The organism is Amycolatopsis rhabdoformis (assembly GCF_035918295.1).
GTDB lineage: Bacteria > Actinomycetota > Actinomycetes > Mycobacteriales > Pseudonocardiaceae > Amycolatopsis > Amycolatopsis rhabdoformis.
In genome coordinates, this window is record NZ_CP142149.1 from 6108870 (window position 1) to 6124680 (window position 15811).

Sequence of the window (15811 nt, forward strand, 5' to 3'; positions counted from 1 at the left end):
CTACCTCCGGTGAGTTCCTAGTGGCTGACGCACGGGGCGCCCCGCGTATTCCGTACTGGTTCTCGGTGCTCAGTCGACGATCTCGACCGGCTCCTCGGTGATCTCGGCGCCTACGATCCGGTACGAGCGGAACTCGTGCGAATCGGGTTCTCTGGTGGAGACGAGCACGTAGTGCGCCTCCGGCTCCGAAGCGATGTTCGCGTCCGTGCGCGAGGGATAGGCCTCGGTCGCGGTGTGCGAGTGGTAGATCACCACGGGCACCTCGTCGTTGGCTTCCAGCTCGCGGTGCAGCTTGATCTGCTCCATCGAGTCCCACTGGTAGAACGTCGGGGAGCGCGCGGCGTTGGTCATCGGGATGAACCGTTCCGGGCGATCGGACCCCTCCGGACCGGCGATCACCCCGCACGCCTCGTCGGGGTGGTCACGGCGGGCGTGGGCGACGATCTCGTCGACGAGTTCACGGCGGATCCTGAGCACATCGACATCTTAGGTGGTGGACCCACCCTGTCCAGACTGTGAGACCTTCCGCTCAACCACCTGCGTCGGGGACGATTTCGCGCCGGTCCAGGGCCGCTGAAGGTCCACCACCGGGCCGGCGTTTCCCACCCTGAGACGAGTGGTCCTCCACGGCGTGGCCTGGCTCGGTCAGCCGCTGAACGCCTCTAACCGGTGAACGCCTCGGGCCACACGTCCCGGTACGCCGCCACACCGCCGGCCGCCGTGGCCGTGAGCAGGCCGTGCACCATCGCGCGGGCGAACACCCGGGCCGCGGCCGAGCACAACGCGTCGAGCGCCCCGGCCCGCCGGCCTTCGGCGAACGTGCCGAGGCCGGCCGGCAGCTCCCGGGCGCCGGTGGCCAGTGCGAACACCGTGTCGCCGTCGAACATCGTGTGCGCCGGGCGCACGGCGCGGGCCAGGCCGTCCTGCGCCGCCACCGCGAGCCGGCGCGCCTCCGCCTTCGACAGCGCCGCGTCGCACGCGACCACGCCGATGGTGGTGTTCAGGTCGGTCCGCGCGGGCGGTACTTCTCCCGGCCGCTCGGGCCAGCGGACGCCGAACTCGGCGTCGACCTCGTGGTCCGCGGCGAACGCGCGGCCGGTCGTGAAGTCGACGGCCTCACCGCCGGCGTTCACGGCGGCCAGGGCCCCGACAGTCACGCCGTCGACCACTTCGCTCGCCGAACCGATGCCACCCTTGAGTGACCCGACCACGGCACCGGTGCCGGCGCCGACACTGCCCGACGCGAAGGCCGTGGCGGCCGCTTCACAAGCGGCGTAACCGAAAGCGGCGTCCGGCCGGTTGCCCCACTCGCTGCGCGGCAGGTCGAACAGCACCGCGCCGGGCACGATCGGCACGACCTGGTGCGGCTCGGGCCCCACGGGAAAACCGAGGTTGCGCTCGGACAGCCAGCGCATCACACCGTCGGCCGCGGCCAGTCCGTACGCGCTGCCGCCGGAGAGGCACACGGCGTTCACGCGCTGCACCAGGTTCTCCGGCTCCAGCAGGTTGGTCTCGCGGGTGCCGGGCGCGCCGCCGCGCTGGTCGACCGCACCGGTCGCGCCGCCGGGCACGAGCACGACCGTGGTGCCCGTGGCCCAGCCGTCGCCGAGCCGGTGGTGGTGCCCGACGAGCACGCCGGGTACGTCGGTGATCGAGGTGATCGCGCTGATCACGCGGTCAGCGCCTGGATCAGCGTCTCCTGCACCCAGGTCAGCCAGTGGTACACGCCCAGGTGCGGGGCCCGCGGGTCGTCGTCGGGAAGCTCGTCGGGCATGTCCTCGGTCACGTCGAGCGCGGTGCCGAGCGCGAGGCGCACGTCGTTGAGCGCGCCCAGCCACGCGTCGGCCTGCTCGAGCGCCAGGTGCACTTCGCCGCCGTCGCGCGGCAGCGTGTCGAGCACGACCTTCGCCACGCCGACCTTGGTCTCCAACAGCTCGGGCTCGTGCAGCGAGCGCATCGCGGCCGCCGAGTCGAGGTCCTCGCGCGACGGGTTGTCGGGGTCGAGCTTGTGGAAGTCGGGCAGCAACCGCGAGAGCACCGGGTCGTCGGGTGATTCCGACGGGCCGGTGCGGATGCCGGTGAGCTCGGCGAGCTCGTCCTGCGGGGCTTCCTCGCCCCGGGCACGCAGCATGTCCTCGAGCTGGCTGACCAGGCCGCGCAGCACGGCGGCCTCCTGCTGCTCGAAGCCCGCGAGGATCACGTCGCCCTTGCGGCGCCAGGCCTTCACGACGGCTGCTCCATCGTGGCCCAGAGGCCGGCGGCGTGCAGCTTCGCCACGTCCGTCTCCACCTTCTCCTTGGACCCCGACGACACGATCGCCTTGCCCTTGTGGTGCACGTCGAGCATCAGTTTCGTGGCGTGGTCCCGGCTGTAGCCGAACAGCTTCTGGAACACGTACGTCACGTACGACATCAGGTTGACCGGATCGTTCCACACGACGGTCCGCCACGGCTTGTCTTCCTCGGCGACCTCTGCCCCGAGTGGATCAACCTGCGTCTGTTCGGATGCGACAGGCGTGGACATGAACACCATGGTGTCACGGGGGTCACGGGGTACGCCGCGCCAGGTCCGGCCATGTGGGTGAATAGGCTGGCCCCATGGGTGCACCCGAGCCGGTCACCAGCGCCAGCACGGCGCTGCTCACCGACCACTACGAGCTGACCATGCTGGGCAGCGCGCTGGCCGACGGGACCGCCGAGCGGCCCTGCGTGTTCGAGGTCTTCGCGCGCCGGCTGCCCGACGGGCGGCGCTACGGCGTCGTCGCCGGAACCGCGCGCGTCCTCGACGCGATCGCCGACTTCCGGTTCACCGACGCCGAGCTCACCGTGCTGGAGCAGACGGCGGTGGTCGACGACGCGACGCTGTCGTGGCTGGCCGACTACGAGTTCTCCGGCGACATCGAGGGCTACCCCGAGGGTGAGCTGTACTTCCCGGGCTCCCCGATCCTCACGGTGAGCGGCTCGTTCGCCGAGGCCGTGCTGCTCGAGACGCTGGTGCTGTCGATCCTCAACCACGACAGCGCCATCGCCTCGGCCGCGGCGCGCATGTCCGGCGCGGCGCACGGGCGGCCGATCATCGAGATGGGCGGGCGGCGCACCCACGAGTACGCCGCCGTCGCCGCCGCGCGGTCGTCCTACATCGCGGGTTTCGCGACCACGTCGAACCTCGAGGCCGGACGCCGCTACGGCATTCCGACGCGCGGCACCGTGGCCCACGCCTTCATGCTGCTGCACGACAGCGAGGAGCAGGCGTTCCGCGCCCAGGTGGACAAGATGGGCCCGGACACCACGCTGCTCGTGGACACCTACGACATCACCGCCGGCATCGAGACCGCCGTGCGCGTGGCCGGCTCCGAGCTCGGCGCGATCCGCATCGACTCCGGTGACGTCGGCCCGCTCGCGCGCAAGGCCCGCGACCAGCTCGACTCCCTCGGTGCGAAGGACACCCGCATCGTGGTGTCCGGCGACCTCGACGAGCACGCCATCGCGGCGCTGCGCGCGGAGCCGGTGGACGCGTACGGCGTGGGCACCTCGGTCGTCACCGGCTCGGGCGCGCCGACCGCCGGCATGGTCTACAAGCTGGTGGAGGTCGACGGCCGCCCGGTCGCGAAACGCAGCGCCCACAAGGAATCCCGCGGCGGGCGCAAGCACTCGCTGCGCCGCCACCGCTCCACCGGCACGGCCGTGGAAGAGGTCGTGTGGACGGCGGCGTCAGGCCGGCCGAAGGCCGAGGAACACGATCTTGACCTGCAGATCCCCCTGGTGCGCGGCGGCCGAGCGGTGGATGATCTGCCCACGCTGGACGACGCGCGGGCCCGCCTGCGCCGCGCCCAGGTGAGCCTGCCGTGGGAGGGCCTCAAGCTCTCGCACGGTGAACCCGCGATACCGACGACGTTTCTGTAGAGGGAGCCGACACATGGGAACCGCGCTGATCGTGGTGGACGTGCAGAACGACTTCTGCGAGGGCGGCTCGCTGGGCCTGCCCGGCGGCGCGGCCGCGGCGGAAGCCATCTCCCGCCACGCCGCCGAAGGGGGCTACGACCACGTCGTCGCCACCCGCGACCACCACATCGACCCGGGCGACCACTTCAGCGACACGCCGAACTTCTCCACGAGCTGGCCGCGCCACTGCGTCGCCGGCACCGCGGGCGCGTCGTTCCACCCGTCGCTCGACATCGTGCCCATCACGGCCGTGTTCTCGAAGGGCGAATACACCGCCGCCTACTCCGGCTTCGAGGGCAAGTCCGGCGACGGCCACCCGCTGGCCGACTGGCTGCGCTCCCACGACGTCACGGCCGTCGACGTCGTCGGCATCGCCACGGACTTCTGCGTCCGCGCCACGGCACTCGACGCGGCCCAGGCGGGCTTCTCCGTGAACGTCCTGCTGGACCTCACGGTCGGCGGCTCGCAGCCCACGGTGGACGCGACGCTGGCCGACTTCGACAAGGCCGGGGTCACGTACAGCGGTACCGCGGTGGTTCCGCCGGCCGCGTCCTGAGTGGACCGGGCGAAGCGGCCGCTACGGTCGCTTCGCCTGCAGCAACAGGGGTGACACCGCGAACCCGTGCCGCTCGTACGCCGGCACGGCGCGCTCCGACGAGTGCACGGTGACCCGCTCCAGGCCGAGCTCGCCGGCCAGCTTCAGGGTGGCCCGGATGAGCCGGCCCCCGACTCCGTCGTCGCGCGCCTCCGGCACCACGTACACGCACTGCAGGTCGCCGGAGGCCCGCGCGAACACCAGCGGTGATGGCACGCGGCTGGTGACCACGAGGAACGCCATCCCGACCACCTGCTCCGCGCGCACCGCGACCAGGCACCGGTGCGTGGCCGCGTTCTCCCGCGCCCACTCGGCGAACTCCCGCACGAACGCGGGCCGCTCGGCATCGGGCAAGCCGTCGCGCTCCGCGACCCAACGCCAGCGCAACTCGGCGACGGCCTCGAACTCGGCGGCACGCGCGGGGCGGATCTCGAGGGTCGGCACCCCGTGATTCTGGCGCTCTCGCCTCAAGCCGGCGGCTGCGGCGCCCCGCCCTTGCCGAACGGGTTGCACGCCGCCGTGCCCAGGTAGATGTCGCCGCTGGCCGGGCCGCCCTGGGGGAAGAGCTGGATGTGCACCGCGTGCGTCACCAGGCTGCCGTCGGCGGGTTGCGGGGTCACGGTCTCGTTGATCGTGACCGCGGCCAGCGCGGTGCCGGCCTCGCCGCCCAGGATCAGCACGCGGTAGTTCGCCGGGATCGAGGACGGCACGGTGAAGCCGCCGACCTCGCCGATGGAGACGGTGCCGGTGCTGCCGTTCTTCGTCGTCGAGCAGCCGGCCGAGAAGGTGCGCACGGTGATCGCCGGGCCGCCCCAGCGCTTGAGCACGTTGGCGGCGAAGCGCTGGCCGCCGGCGGTGACCGTGGCGGTGGGGCCGGTGCGGCCGCAGGTGGTGCCGCCGAGGCCGAACTCCGCGACGTCGCCCGTGGCGCCGCCCTCGGTGCGGACGGTGGTGGGGCCGTCGGCGTCGCAGCGGGCGAGTTCGCCGGTGACCACGTGCTGGTTGTCCACGAGCACGTCGACGCTGCCCGAGGAGCCCCAGCCGGTGGAGGTGGGCGCGTCGGCCAGCGCCGGGGCCGGTACGCCGGCGGCGGCCGCTCCCAGCAGTGCCGTCGCCGTGACCAAGATCCGTCCGCGCATCGCCCGTGCTCCCTTCGACCTGTGGTTGCATCCTCGGCAGCGGGGCACCCCGATGAAACGTCACAACCCCTACACCACCCGGACGAGTGGTGTGGTGAGGAACGCAACTTGTGCGGGAAACCGGGGGTAACGAGCGTTAACCTCCTCGGAAGTCCGTTTCCGATCACAGGAGGTCTCCTTGTCGTCGCTGTCCCTCGCCGGCCGCCGCCAGGTGCTGGCCGACCTCGTGCCCGGCGCCCTCGTGCGCGACCTGACGCTGGTCGCCGGTGGCGCCCTGCTCACGGGCGCGGCCGCGCAGCTCGTGATCCCCGTTCCGGGCAGCCCGGTGCCGATGACCGGCCAGACGTTCGCCGCGCTGCTCGTGGGCGCCTCGCTCGGCATGCGCCGCGGCGCCGCCTCGATGCTGCTGTACCTGCTCGTGGGCGCGGCCGGCGTGCCGTGGTTCCAGGGCGCGACTTCGGGGCTGTCCGGCGCTTCGGCCGGCTACATCGTCGGGTTCGTCTTCGCCGGCGCCCTCGTGGGCGCGCTCGCCAAGCGCGGCGGTGACCGCACGCCGCTGCGCACGGTGGGCACCATGATCGCCGGCAACGTGGTGATCTACGCGTTCGGCGTGCCGTGGCTGATGGCCGCGGCAGGCTTCGATTTCTCCACCGCGTTCGCGAAGGGCGTGGTGCCGTTCCTGATCGGCGACGCGCTGAAGATCGTGGTGGCGGCGGGTGTCCTGCCGCTGGCGTGGGCCGCGGTGGCCCGGCTGCACAAGGAAGACTGAGCACTCCGGTGGTCCGGCACGAACGGCCCGTTCGTGCCGGATCACCGAACCTGTCGGCCCCGGCGGCTATCGTGTGTCGCTGTGCCCGCTCGAACAGATTTCCCCGGTGTCCTCGAACTCCTCACCCACGCAGTGGAGTCCGTGGGCGGAGCCGAGCGGCCGGGCCAGGTGAAGATGGCCGACGCCGTCGGCCACGCGATCCGCACCGGTGAACACCTCGCCGTGCAGGCGGGCACCGGCACCGGTAAATCACTCGCGTACCTCGTGCCCGCGATCCGCCACGCGGTGGAGAAGGAAGCCACCGTGGTGGTTTCCACCGCCACGATCGCGCTGCAGCGCCAGCTCGTCGACCGCGACCTGCCGCGCCTGGCGAAGGCGTTGAAGAAGCCGCTGGGCCGCGAACCGACCTTCGCGATCCTCAAGGGCCGCCGCAACTACCTGTGCCTGCACCGGCTCGACACGGGCGCGCCCGACGAGCCGGAAGACGCGCAGCTGTTCGACCCGTTCGCGGTTTCCCGGCTGGGCAAGGAGGTCACGCGGCTGCACGAGTGGTCGTCCGACACCGAGACCGGTGACCGCGACGAGCTCGTGCCGGGCGTGTCCGACCAGGCGTGGCGCCAGGTTTCCGTCACCGCCAAGGAATGTCTCGGCGCGGCGCGCTGCCCGATCGGCACCGATTGCTTCGCCGAACGCGCGCGGGCCGAGGCCGGCCGCGCCGACGTGGTCGTGACCAACCACGCGCTGCTGGCCATCGACGCGTTGCAGGGCTACCAGGTGCTGCCCGACCACGACCTCGTGATCATCGACGAGGCCCACGACCTGGTCGACCGCGTCACGTCCGTCGCCACCGGCGAGCTCACCAGCGCCATGGTGGCCTCGGCCGCGCGCCGCAGCGGGCGGCTGATCGACGCCGACGTGGCCGACCGGCTGCTCGAAGCCGGCGACGGCCTGGCCCTGATCCTCGACGACCTGCCCGCCGGGCGGCTGGATTCGCTGCCGCAGGCGCTGAAAGGCGCGATTCCCGCGGTGCGCGATGCCGCGAAGGCCTGCCTCACGTCGCTCGGTTCCGACCGCAAGGAAGACGTCGAAGGCGCCACCGCGCGCAAGCTGGCGCGTTCGCTGCTCGAAGAGGTGCACGACACCGCGGCCCGGCTGCTCGACGCGTACGACGAGGATCTGGCCCACCAGCGCGACGTCGTGTGGCTCACGGGCGACCGCTACTCCACGAACCCGCGGCCGCCGGCGCTGAAGGTGGCGCCGCTGGGCGTGGCGGGGCTGCTGCGCGAGCGCGTGTTCAACCTCAACACCACCGTGCTCACTTCGGCCACCCTGACCCTCGGCGGCGAGTTCGACACGATGGCCCGCCAGTGGGGCCTGCCGCCGGGTGGCGCGCGCGTCACGAAGGCGCCCGGCGCGGCCACGGACAAGGAAGCGCCGGCCGACGAGGACAAGGGACCGAAGTGGACCGGCCTCGACGTCGGCTCGCCCTTCGACCACCGGCGCAACGGGATCCTGTACCTGGCCAAGCACCTGCCGCCGCCGGGCCGCGACGGGCTGGCCGAGTCCACAATGGACGAGCTGGCCGGCCTGATCGAGGCCGCGGGCGGGCGCACGCTGGGGTTGTTCTCGTCGATGCGTGCGGCCAAGCAGGCCGCCGAAGCCATGCGCGAGCGGCTCGACTACCCGATCCTGTGCCAGGGCGACGACTCGATGCCCACGCTGGTGCGCCAGTTCACCGACGAGCCGCGCACGTGCCTGTTCGGCACGCTCACGCTGTGGCAGGGCGTCGACGTGCCGGGTCCGTCGCTGCAGCTCGTGGTGGTGGACCGGATCCCGTTCCCGCGGCCCGACGACCCGGTGCTCTCGGCGCGCCAGCGCGCGGTGGAAGCCCGTGGTGGCAACGGGTTCCTCACGGTCGCGGCCACCCACGCGGCACTGCTGCTGGCACAGGGCACGGGCCGGCTGCACCGCTCGATCACCGACCGCGGCGTGGTCGCGGTGCTGGATTCGCGCCTGGCGACCGCGCGTTACGCCGGCTTCGTGCGCGCCTCGCTGCCGCCCTTCTGGCCCACCACGGATCCCCAGGTCGCCCGCGAAGCGCTGAAGCGGCTCGACGCGGCCGCGCCCGCGTGACGGCGGGCACAAGCGGGGCAGGTACGGTGATGAGAACGAACACGACAGGGAGCACCGGTTGACCCAGGATCCGTCCAGCGCACGATCCCGGACCGTCAGTGTCGACGACACCGGGGTGCGGCGCCGTCTCGCCGATGGCAGCGAAGAAGCCGTCACGTGGACGGAGCTGCAGTCCGTGATGGTCAGAGTCATCCCCGACGGCCCGTGGAACGAGGACGTGTTCTTCATGCTCGTCGGGTCCGACGGCACGGGCACCGCGGTGCCCAGTGGTGACCCGGCGGCGGACGCCCTCATCGAGCGCCTGCAGTCCCTGCCCGGCTTCGACAACGACAAGTTCGTCGAAGCGATGACCACGGACGCCGATCAGGCGTACGTGGTCTGGCAGAGCTAGCACCGAAGACAGCTGAGCGGGCCCGGATCCACCGGGCCCGCCTCAAGCATGATCAGGCGGTCGGGAACGTCTCCGTGACCGGGATGGCCTTCTTCAACGTGCGGCTCACCGTGCACAAGCGATCGATCGCGCGATCCACGGCCGTGGCCAGGGCCTCGCGCTGGGCCGCGTCGAGCGAAGACACGTCGACGTCGAAAGCCATGTGCACACCGTCGAGCTCCGAAGCGCCTTCACGGCGGTCGGCCGTCACGCTCACGCTGAACTTCGAGTCTTCACCCACGCGGCGCGTGATCAGGTTCTCCGCCGTCACCGCCGAGCATCCCGCTGCCGCGATCTGCAGCAGCTCGGCCGGCGAGAACGAGCCTTCCGCGCCCCTGCGCCCGATGCGCACTTGCGCGCCGCGCTCGTTGCGCCCCACGAAATCGTGCTCACCTTCGCGCTGCACTTCCAGGGTCATGGCCCGCTCCTCCCGATGTTGTCTACTGAGCAAAACCGCAAGCGGCACACCGGTGTTCCGCACAGCGACGCACGGCACTGCGCCACCGGGGACCACGGACACCCGACACTGCGATACGGACGCTAAGCCGCCGGGTACTGCGCCAGCACCGTGATCGTTCCCGGATCGACCTCGGTGAAGCCCGCGTCGCGCACGGCGATCACGCGGTCCTCGCGCCAGCCGGCCTCGGGGTCGTCCACGGGGCACAGCTCCTTCCAGCGCGCGGGTGACGGCGTGCGCACGGCCACGCGGTAGTCCTGCGCCGCCCACGCCGCCAGCTCGGTGTCGGACAGCAGGGAGGCCAGGATCATCGTGCCGTGGCCGACCTGCGCCGAGGCCTTGCCGACGGTCATCGGCACCTCCGGGTTGAGCAGCAGCAGCGGCACGCCCTCGGGCGCCGGACCCGGGGTGTCAGGCGGCAGCTCGCTGCCGGAGATCTGCAGGCGCGACACCTCTTTCGGCGTTTCGCTCACGAGCCCCGGCAGGAGTGCCCTGGCCTCGGCGCCGTCGACCTCCACGGTGATGCCCGGCAGGTCGAGCACGGCCTGCCAGTGCGTGCCCCTGGCCCGCCGCGCGACCTTGCGGATGCGGTTGTCGAGCCACGCGTGCATCGGCTCGGCCCACTCACCACCGGGCTCGGTGCGCTCGTCCAGGCACACGGCCAGCGCCGCCGCGGCGGCCGCCTCGAGCAGCGGGGTGCGCCCGGGCGGCTCGGCGCGTTCGATGCGCAGGATCACGGGCATCGCGCGCACCTGGGCCGGGTCTTCGTCCGAGGTGTCGGACGTGTCCTCCGCGGGCAGCCCCAGCCAGTAGGCGTAGCGGCTGCCCAGCGGCTCCAGCACGTGGCTCACGGGCGGACCAGCTCCAGTCCGTCGGCCGCGTCGGCGGCTTCCACCTCGCCGCGCGTGACGCCGAGGACGAAGAGCACCGCGTCGAGGTAGGGGTGCGAAAGCGCGGTGTCGGCGACCTCGCGCAGCGCCGGCTTCGCGTTGAACGCCACGCCCATGCCGGCCGCGGACAGCATGTCGATGTCGTTCGCCCCGTCGCCCACGGCCACGCACTGGCCCAGGGGGATGCCGTAGTCGTCGGCGAAGCGGCGAAGCGCCTTCGCCTTGCCCGCGCGGTCCACGACCTCACCGATCACCCGGCCGGTGAGCTTGCCGTCCACGATCTCCAGCTCGTTGGCCGCCGCGAAGTCGAGGCCGAGCTCGTCCACCAGGTGGTCGATGACCTGCGTGAACCCGCCCGAGACGACGCCGCAGCGGAAACCCATGCGCTTGAGCGTGCGCACGGTCGTGCGCGCGCCCGGCGTGAGCTCGATCGAGGCCGCGACCTCGTCGAGCACCGTCGCGGGCAGCCCGGCCAGCAGCGACACCCGGCGTTCGAGCGACTCGGTGAAGTTCAGCTCGCCGCGCATCGCGGCCTCGGTGATCTCGCGGACCTGCGGCTCCACGCCGGCGTACGCGCCGAGCATCTCGATGACCTCACCCTGCACCAGCGTGGAGTCGACGTCGAACACCACCAGCCGCTTCGCCCGGCGGCTGATGCCGGCGCGCTCCACCGCGACGTCCACGGCGGCGCTGGAGGCGGCGTCGGCCAGCTCCGACCGCAATTCGGCGTCGGCGGCCTCGGTGTCCTCGCGCACGGACACGTACAGCTCGAGCCCGGTCACCGGGTAGTCGGCCACGCTGCGGATCGAGTCGATGTTCGCGCCGAGCGCGGCCAGCCGGGCCGCGATCTCGGAGAACGCCCGTGCGGTGACCGGGCGGCCGAGCATCACCAGCACGTGGGTGGAGCCCTGCCGGCCGAGCGCGAACGGGTCGGCGCCGATCGCGTCGCCGATCTTCACGTCCACCTGCATGCCGACGGTCGCCATCGCCTGCTCCACGTACTCCTGCAGGCCCTCCGGGTCGCGGTAGACGCCCGCGAGCACCCCCAGCACGAGCTGTCCGCGGATCACGACCTGCTCGACGTCGAGCACGTCGACGTCGTGGCGGGTGAGCACGGCGAACAACACCGAGGACACCCCGGGCTTGTCGGGACCGGTCGTGGTGATCAGGACGGGAGTCTGGGTCACTGGGCTCAATCCCTCGTTCGACGCTGTGCGAGCACGCTCAGTCTTGCGCGGAAGACCGGGCGTGAAAAAGGGCGCGTGCCCGGCTTCACACAAGCCGGGCACGCGCCCTCGTGGTTCAAGCGCGGATTACTGCTCGCCCGCGTTGTCCTTGCTGTGGTCACCCGGCATGGTCGCGTCGACCAGTTTCTGCGACGGCGCGGCCTGGTGGCGCGGCTTGCCGAAGAAGCCGATCTCGCCTTCGGCGTGCATGCGCTCCACCATGTGCGGGTAGTGCAGCTCGAACGCCGGGCGCTCGGAGCGGATGCGGGGCAGCTCGGTGAAGTTGTGCCGCGGCGGCGGGCAGGACGTGGCCCACTCCAGGGAGTTGCCGTAGCCCCACGGGTCGTCGACGGTCACGATCTCGCCGTAGCGGTAGCTCTTGAACACGTTCCAGATGAACGGCAGCGTGGACGCCCCGAGGATGTACGCGCCGATCGTGGAGATCGTGTTCAGCGTGGTGAACCCGTCGGAGGCCAGGTAGTCGGCGTAGCGGCGGGGCATGCCCTCCGCGCCGAGCCAGTGCTGCACCAGGAACGTGCCGTGGAACCCGATGAACGTGGTCCAGAAGTGCCACTTGCCGAGCTTCTCATCCATCATCCGGCCCGTGATCTTCGGGAACCAGAAGTAGATGCCGGCGAAGGTGGCGAACACGATCGTGCCGTAGAGCACGTAGTGGAAGTGCGCGACCACGAAGTAGCTGTCCGACACGTGGAAGTCGATGGCCGGCGCGGCCAGCAGGATGCCGGTGAGGCCACCGAAGAGGAACGTGACGATGAAGCCCATCGAGAAGATCATCGGCGTCTCGAAGGACAGCTGGCCCTTCCACATCGTGCCGATCCAGTTGAAGAACTTCACGCCGGTCGGGACCGCGATGAGGAACGTCATGAAGGAGAAGAACGGCAGCAGCACGGCGCCGGTGGCGTACATGTGGTGCGCCCACACGGCCACGGACAGGGCCGCGATCGCCAGCGTCGCGAAGACCAGGCCCTTGTAACCGAACACCGGCTTGCGGCTGAAGACCGGGAAGATCTCCGACACGATCCCGAAGAACGGTAGGGCGACGATGTACACCTCTGGGTGACCGAAGAACCAGAACAGGTGTTGCCAGAGGATCACCCCGCCATTGGCCGGGTCGAATACGTGCGCTCCCAGATGCCGGTCCGCCAGCAGGCCGAACAGGGCCGCGGTGAGGATCGGGAACGCGAGCAGGATCAGGATGCTCGTGACCAGGATGTTCCAGGTGAAGATGGGCATCCGGTACATCGTCATGCCCGGCGCGCGGAGACAGACCACCGTGGTGACCATGTTGACCGCACCGAGGATCGTGCCCAGACCGGAGACGATCAGGCCCGAGATCCAGAGGTCGGCGCCGACGCCCGGCGAGTGGATCGCGTCCGACAGCGGGGTGTAGGCGAACCAGCCGAAGTCGGCGGCGCCACCCGGCGTCAGGAATCCGGAAAGGACGATCAGTCCGCCGAACAGGTAAAGCCAGTACGAGAACGCGTTGAGCCGCGGGAACGCGACGTCGGGCGAACCGATCTGCAGCGGCAGCACGAAGTTCGCGAACCCGAAGAGGATCGGGGTCGCGTACAGCAGCAGCATCACCGTGCCGTGCATCGTGAAGAGCTGGTTGTACTGCTCCTGCGACAGGAACTGCTGGCCCGGGCGGGCCAGCTCCGTGCGGATCAGCATGGCCATCGCTCCGCCCGCCATGAAGAAGGCGAACGAGGTGACCAGGTACATGATGCCGATCTGCTTGTGGTCCGTCGTGCGGAACAACCGCAGCAGGTACGAACCCTTAACCGTCTCGCGCGCGGGGTATGGGCGCGTCGCGATCGGTTTGGGGGCTACGGCCGTCACTCCTGCCTCCAACACTGAAACCTTGTGGTGGTCATCATCCGGGTCGCCGGGGGGTCGGGACAGGCCCGATCCGACGGCTAGGGGGATCGTAGCCCTCGCTACCCACCGTCGCTCGCACCGGCTGGTTAGATCACCGCATGGCCGACCCGTACACGGCTTCCGCGCTCGACGCGGCCCTCGTGGTGGCCCGCCGCCACGGCCTCGCGACGGGGTCGGCCGAGGTCCTCCACGAACGCTCGAATGTGCTGGTGAGACTGGGTTCCGTGGTCGCGCGCGTGCCCGGCACGACCCGCCTGCTGCGGCCTGACGCGACGGCCTGGCTCGAGCGCGACGTCGCCGTTTCCCGGCACCTCACGCAGAGTGGTGTGCTCGTCGTCTCACCCACCACGGATCCCCCGGCCGGGCCCCATTTCGCCGGCGGGCTGCCGGTGACGCTCTGGCACTGGACACCGCACGATCCGGACCATCGGCACAGCCCGGGAGAAGTCGCGAGTTCACTCGCGACCGTCCACGCGGCACTGCTTGCCTATCCGGGTGAACTTCCCCTGCGCGGCCCCGTCGACGAGCTCCTCGGCGCGCTCGACCGCCACGGGACCGCAATGGACGGTGCGGCGCCCGCCTTGCGAGCCGAGGCTTTGCGACTCGCGGCCGCACTGCCCGGCTCGCCCGTCCAGGCCCTGCACGGCGACGCGCACCCGAACAACGTGATCGCGACCGCGGCCGGGCCGTGCTGGCTGGACTTCGAGGACACCTGGCGCGGGCCGCTCGCGTGGGACCTCGCGATCCTGGCGAAGCAGGGCGGGCCCGAGTTCCTCGCGGCCTATCCCGCCGCCGGTTTCGACGAGGCCGAGTTCGAGGTGTGCTCACGGTTGCGCGAGCTGTTCGTGGTGGTGTGGCGGTACCTGCTCGCGGTGCGCTTCCCCGCCCGGCTGGGCGAGGCGCGCGCGGCGCTGGCGGAGTACTTCTAGGCGTACCAGCCGAGGATCGCCTCCACGACGCCCGCCGGGTCCTCCAGCGGCGTGAGGTGCCCGGCGCCGGGCAGCACCACGAGCGTGGCCTCGTCGAGCGCGGCCACCATCTTCCCCGCCTCCTCGACCGGCGTGAGCTTGTCCTCCTCCCCCACGATCACGAGCCCGGGCACGTCGGTTTCGCGCAGCAGGTCGAGCGAATCGGGCCGGGTACGCATCGCGCGCGCCGCCCACGCGACCCCGGCCGGCGGCTGGGCGTCGATGAGCTCGCGGACGCGGTCGGCGGGTTCCTCGTTGGCCAGGAGATTGGGCAGGTTCGCGTCGGCCAGCCAGCCCTTCACCCCCTCGGCCTCCACGCGTTCGGCCACCTTCAGGCGGTTTTCCGCCGCTTCGGGCGTGTCGGCGGTGGCTTTGGTGTCGATCAGCACGAGCCCGGCGACGCGTTCCGGGGCGATCTTCAGCACCTGAAGCGCGAGGTACCCGCCCATCGAACAACCGCCCACCACCACTTCCTCCAGCTCGAGCCGGTCGAGCAGCGCCACCACATCCCGCGCGGCGTCCTCCAGACTCGGCTCCCGGTCCGTCTCCGGCAGCGGACTGCGGCCGAGCCCGCGCTGGTCCGGCGTGATCAGCCGCAGGCGCTCGGCCAGGGGCGCGCGGACGGGGTCCCACATGCGGGCGTCGAGCGGAAAGGCGTGCAGCAGGACGAGCGGCAGTTCGGTCATGGGCAAGATTCTGTCGGACCCGGTGGCTAGCGTGTGGGGGTGCTGAGGGAGACCTTCCGGGAGATCCGGACCGCGCGGCTGGTGCTCCGCCCCTTCACGGAGGCCGACCGCGCCGCCGTCGTGGCCATCCAGACGGACCCCGCCACCAACCTCTTCCACCCATCCCCACCCGACGACTCGGCCGGCCAGATCCTCTTCGACTCCTGGCTGGCCCACTGGACCGAACACGGCTACGGCTATTGCGCGGTTCGCGAACACGGCCACTCCTCGGTACTGGGCCTCACCGGCGTGCGGCTGCGGCTGTTCCGGGGTGCCCGGGTGCTGAACCTGGCGTACCGCTTCGCCCCGGCCGCCTGGGGGCGCGGTTACGCGGCGGAGGCCGCGGGGGCCGCCGTGGAGTGGGCGGAGCGGGAGCTGCCGGAGATTCCGGTGGTGATCAGTGTGAACGTGACCAATGGGCCGTCGTTGCGGGTGGTGGAGAGGCTGGGGTTCACGAGGTTTGAGGAGGAGGTTTACGAGGGGGCGGTTTCGCGACATTTTCGGCGGTGAGGCGGGTGTTGCGGTCAACTGATGCTGCTGGTGGTTGCCGGTGACGGCTTGGCAGTTGGCAGCGGCGCCCGTCGGCGATACCGGCGGTTGCTTCGCGATTGGCGGCGGTGCCGGCGGCTGCCGATGCCG

General features: G+C 71.2%; 18 protein-coding genes. 7 read left to right on the forward strand and 11 right to left on the reverse strand.

Annotated features, from left to right (window positions below):
• Positions 1-69 precede the first annotated feature (69 nt).
• From VSH64_RS27960 to clpS, 4 genes are all read right to left on the reverse strand, one after another.
• Positions 70-477: a M67 family metallopeptidase gene (locus VSH64_RS27960; protein ID WP_326565696.1), complete on the reverse strand. Its 408-nt coding sequence runs from the start codon at positions 475-477 to the stop codon at positions 70-72.
• 185 nt (positions 478-662) lie between these two features.
• The gene (locus VSH64_RS27965; RefSeq protein ID WP_326565697.1) at positions 663-1673 is read right to left on the reverse strand and encodes a P1 family peptidase; all 1011 of its coding nucleotides are present in this window, start codon (positions 1671-1673) and stop codon (positions 663-665) included.
• Positions 1670-2227, reverse strand: a complete 558-nt coding sequence (locus tag VSH64_RS27970; protein ID WP_326565698.1) for a DUF2017 domain-containing protein — start codon at positions 2225-2227, stop codon at positions 1670-1672. The genes VSH64_RS27965 and VSH64_RS27970 overlap by 4 nt, the downstream gene beginning before the upstream one ends.
• The gene (clpS, locus tag VSH64_RS27975; protein WP_220243765.1) at positions 2224-2523 is read right to left on the reverse strand and encodes an ATP-dependent Clp protease adapter ClpS; all 300 of its coding nucleotides are present in this window, start codon (positions 2521-2523) and stop codon (positions 2224-2226) included. Before clpS ends, VSH64_RS27970 begins: the two co-directional genes overlap by 4 nt.
• Before the next feature lie 74 nt (positions 2524-2597).
• Between clpS and VSH64_RS27980 the strand changes: the two genes are divergently transcribed.
• Together VSH64_RS27980 and VSH64_RS27985 are read left to right on the forward strand one after the other, a co-directional pair.
• Positions 2598-3902, forward strand: coding sequence for a nicotinate phosphoribosyltransferase (locus VSH64_RS27980; RefSeq protein WP_326565699.1), 1305 nt, complete (start codon positions 2598-2600; stop codon positions 3900-3902).
• A gap of 13 nt (positions 3903-3915) precedes the next feature.
• Complete coding sequence (locus VSH64_RS27985; RefSeq protein WP_326565700.1) at positions 3916-4497, forward strand: isochorismatase family protein; 582 nt, start codon at positions 3916-3918, stop codon at positions 4495-4497.
• A 21-nt stretch (positions 4498-4518) separates the two neighbouring features.
• On the opposite strand, the gene VSH64_RS27990 is transcribed toward VSH64_RS27985, so the two are convergent.
• Together VSH64_RS27990 and VSH64_RS27995 are read right to left on the reverse strand one after the other, a co-directional pair.
• Entirely contained in the window at positions 4519-4980 is a 462-nt protein-coding gene (locus tag VSH64_RS27990) for a GNAT family N-acetyltransferase (protein WP_326565701.1), read from the reverse strand.
• 23 nt (positions 4981-5003) lie between these two features.
• Positions 5004-5675, reverse strand: coding sequence for a hypothetical protein (locus VSH64_RS27995; protein ID WP_326565702.1), 672 nt, complete (start codon positions 5673-5675; stop codon positions 5004-5006).
• 178 nt (positions 5676-5853) lie between these two features.
• On the opposite strand from VSH64_RS27995, the gene VSH64_RS28000 reads away from it, so the two are divergent.
• From VSH64_RS28000 to VSH64_RS28010, 3 genes are all read left to right on the forward strand, one after another.
• Positions 5854-6444, forward strand: a complete 591-nt coding sequence (locus VSH64_RS28000) for a biotin transporter BioY (RefSeq protein ID WP_326565703.1) — start codon at positions 5854-5856, stop codon at positions 6442-6444.
• A gap of 81 nt (positions 6445-6525) precedes the next feature.
• A complete protein-coding gene (locus tag VSH64_RS28005) occupies positions 6526-8577 on the forward strand; it encodes an ATP-dependent DNA helicase (protein WP_326565704.1) in 2052 nt (683 codons plus the stop codon).
• Positions 8578-8635: 58 nt separating this feature from the next.
• Positions 8636-8968 (forward strand): hypothetical protein, encoded by a 333-nt coding sequence (locus tag VSH64_RS28010; RefSeq protein ID WP_326565705.1) that lies wholly within the window; start codon positions 8636-8638, stop codon positions 8966-8968.
• Positions 8969-9020: 52 nt separating this feature from the next.
• On the opposite strand, the gene VSH64_RS28015 is transcribed toward VSH64_RS28010, so the two are convergent.
• From VSH64_RS28015 to ctaD, 4 genes are all read right to left on the reverse strand, one after another.
• The gene (locus tag VSH64_RS28015; RefSeq protein WP_326565706.1) at positions 9021-9425 is read right to left on the reverse strand and encodes an OsmC family protein; all 405 of its coding nucleotides are present in this window, start codon (positions 9423-9425) and stop codon (positions 9021-9023) included.
• 122 nt (positions 9426-9547) lie between these two features.
• Positions 9548-10315, reverse strand: a complete 768-nt coding sequence (locus VSH64_RS28020) for a peptidyl-tRNA hydrolase (protein WP_326565707.1) — start codon at positions 10313-10315, stop codon at positions 9548-9550.
• Positions 10312-11541 carry a phosphoserine phosphatase SerB gene (serB, locus tag VSH64_RS28025; RefSeq protein ID WP_326565708.1) on the reverse strand — a complete coding sequence of 410 codons (1230 nt, stop codon included), beginning with the start codon at positions 11539-11541 and terminating at the stop codon, positions 10312-10314. The genes VSH64_RS28020 and serB overlap by 4 nt, the downstream gene beginning before the upstream one ends.
• A gap of 126 nt (positions 11542-11667) precedes the next feature.
• A complete protein-coding gene (gene ctaD, locus VSH64_RS28030) occupies positions 11668-13440 on the reverse strand; it encodes an aa3-type cytochrome oxidase subunit I (RefSeq protein ID WP_326565709.1) in 1773 nt (590 codons plus the stop codon).
• A 137-nt stretch (positions 13441-13577) separates the two neighbouring features.
• Between ctaD and VSH64_RS28035 the strand changes: the two genes are divergently transcribed.
• Positions 13578-14408, forward strand: a complete 831-nt coding sequence (locus VSH64_RS28035; protein ID WP_326565710.1) for a phosphotransferase — start codon at positions 13578-13580, stop codon at positions 14406-14408.
• Here the strand turns inward: VSH64_RS28035 and VSH64_RS28040 are convergent.
• On the reverse strand, positions 14405-15133 hold the full coding sequence (locus VSH64_RS28040) for an alpha/beta fold hydrolase (RefSeq protein ID WP_326565711.1): 729 nt from the start codon (positions 15131-15133) through the stop codon (positions 14405-14407). The genes VSH64_RS28035 and VSH64_RS28040 overlap by 4 nt on opposite strands.
• Positions 15134-15172: 39 nt before the next feature.
• Between VSH64_RS28040 and VSH64_RS28045 the strand changes: the two genes are divergently transcribed.
• Positions 15173-15682: a GNAT family N-acetyltransferase gene (locus VSH64_RS28045; RefSeq protein WP_326565712.1), complete on the forward strand. Its 510-nt coding sequence runs from the start codon at positions 15173-15175 to the stop codon at positions 15680-15682.
• The last annotated feature ends 129 nt before the right edge of the window (positions 15683-15811 follow it).

What these genes read in the sequence shown, in the direction of transcription:
- VSH64_RS27995 (WP_326565702.1), bottom strand. Translation starts at nt 5,675, where the DNA reads ATGCGCGGACGGATCTTGGTCACGGCGACGGCACTGCTGGGAGCGGCC.
- VSH64_RS27985 (WP_326565700.1), top strand. Translation starts at nt 3,916, where the DNA reads ATGGGAACCGCGCTGATCGTGGTGGACGTGCAGAACGACTTCTGCGAG.
- VSH64_RS27980 (WP_326565699.1), top strand. Translation starts at nt 2,598, where the DNA reads ATGGGTGCACCCGAGCCGGTCACCAGCGCCAGCACGGCGCTGCTCACC.
- clpS (WP_220243765.1), bottom strand. Translation starts at nt 2,523, where the DNA reads ATGTCCACGCCTGTCGCATCCGAACAGACGCAGGTTGATCCACTCGGG.
- VSH64_RS28035 (WP_326565710.1), top strand. Translation starts at nt 13,578, where the DNA reads ATGGCCGACCCGTACACGGCTTCCGCGCTCGACGCGGCCCTCGTGGTG.
- VSH64_RS28040 (WP_326565711.1), bottom strand. Translation starts at nt 15,133, where the DNA reads ATGACCGAACTGCCGCTCGTCCTGCTGCACGCCTTTCCGCTCGACGCC.
- VSH64_RS28015 (WP_326565706.1), bottom strand. Translation starts at nt 9,425, where the DNA reads ATGACCCTGGAAGTGCAGCGCGAAGGTGAGCACGATTTCGTGGGGCGC.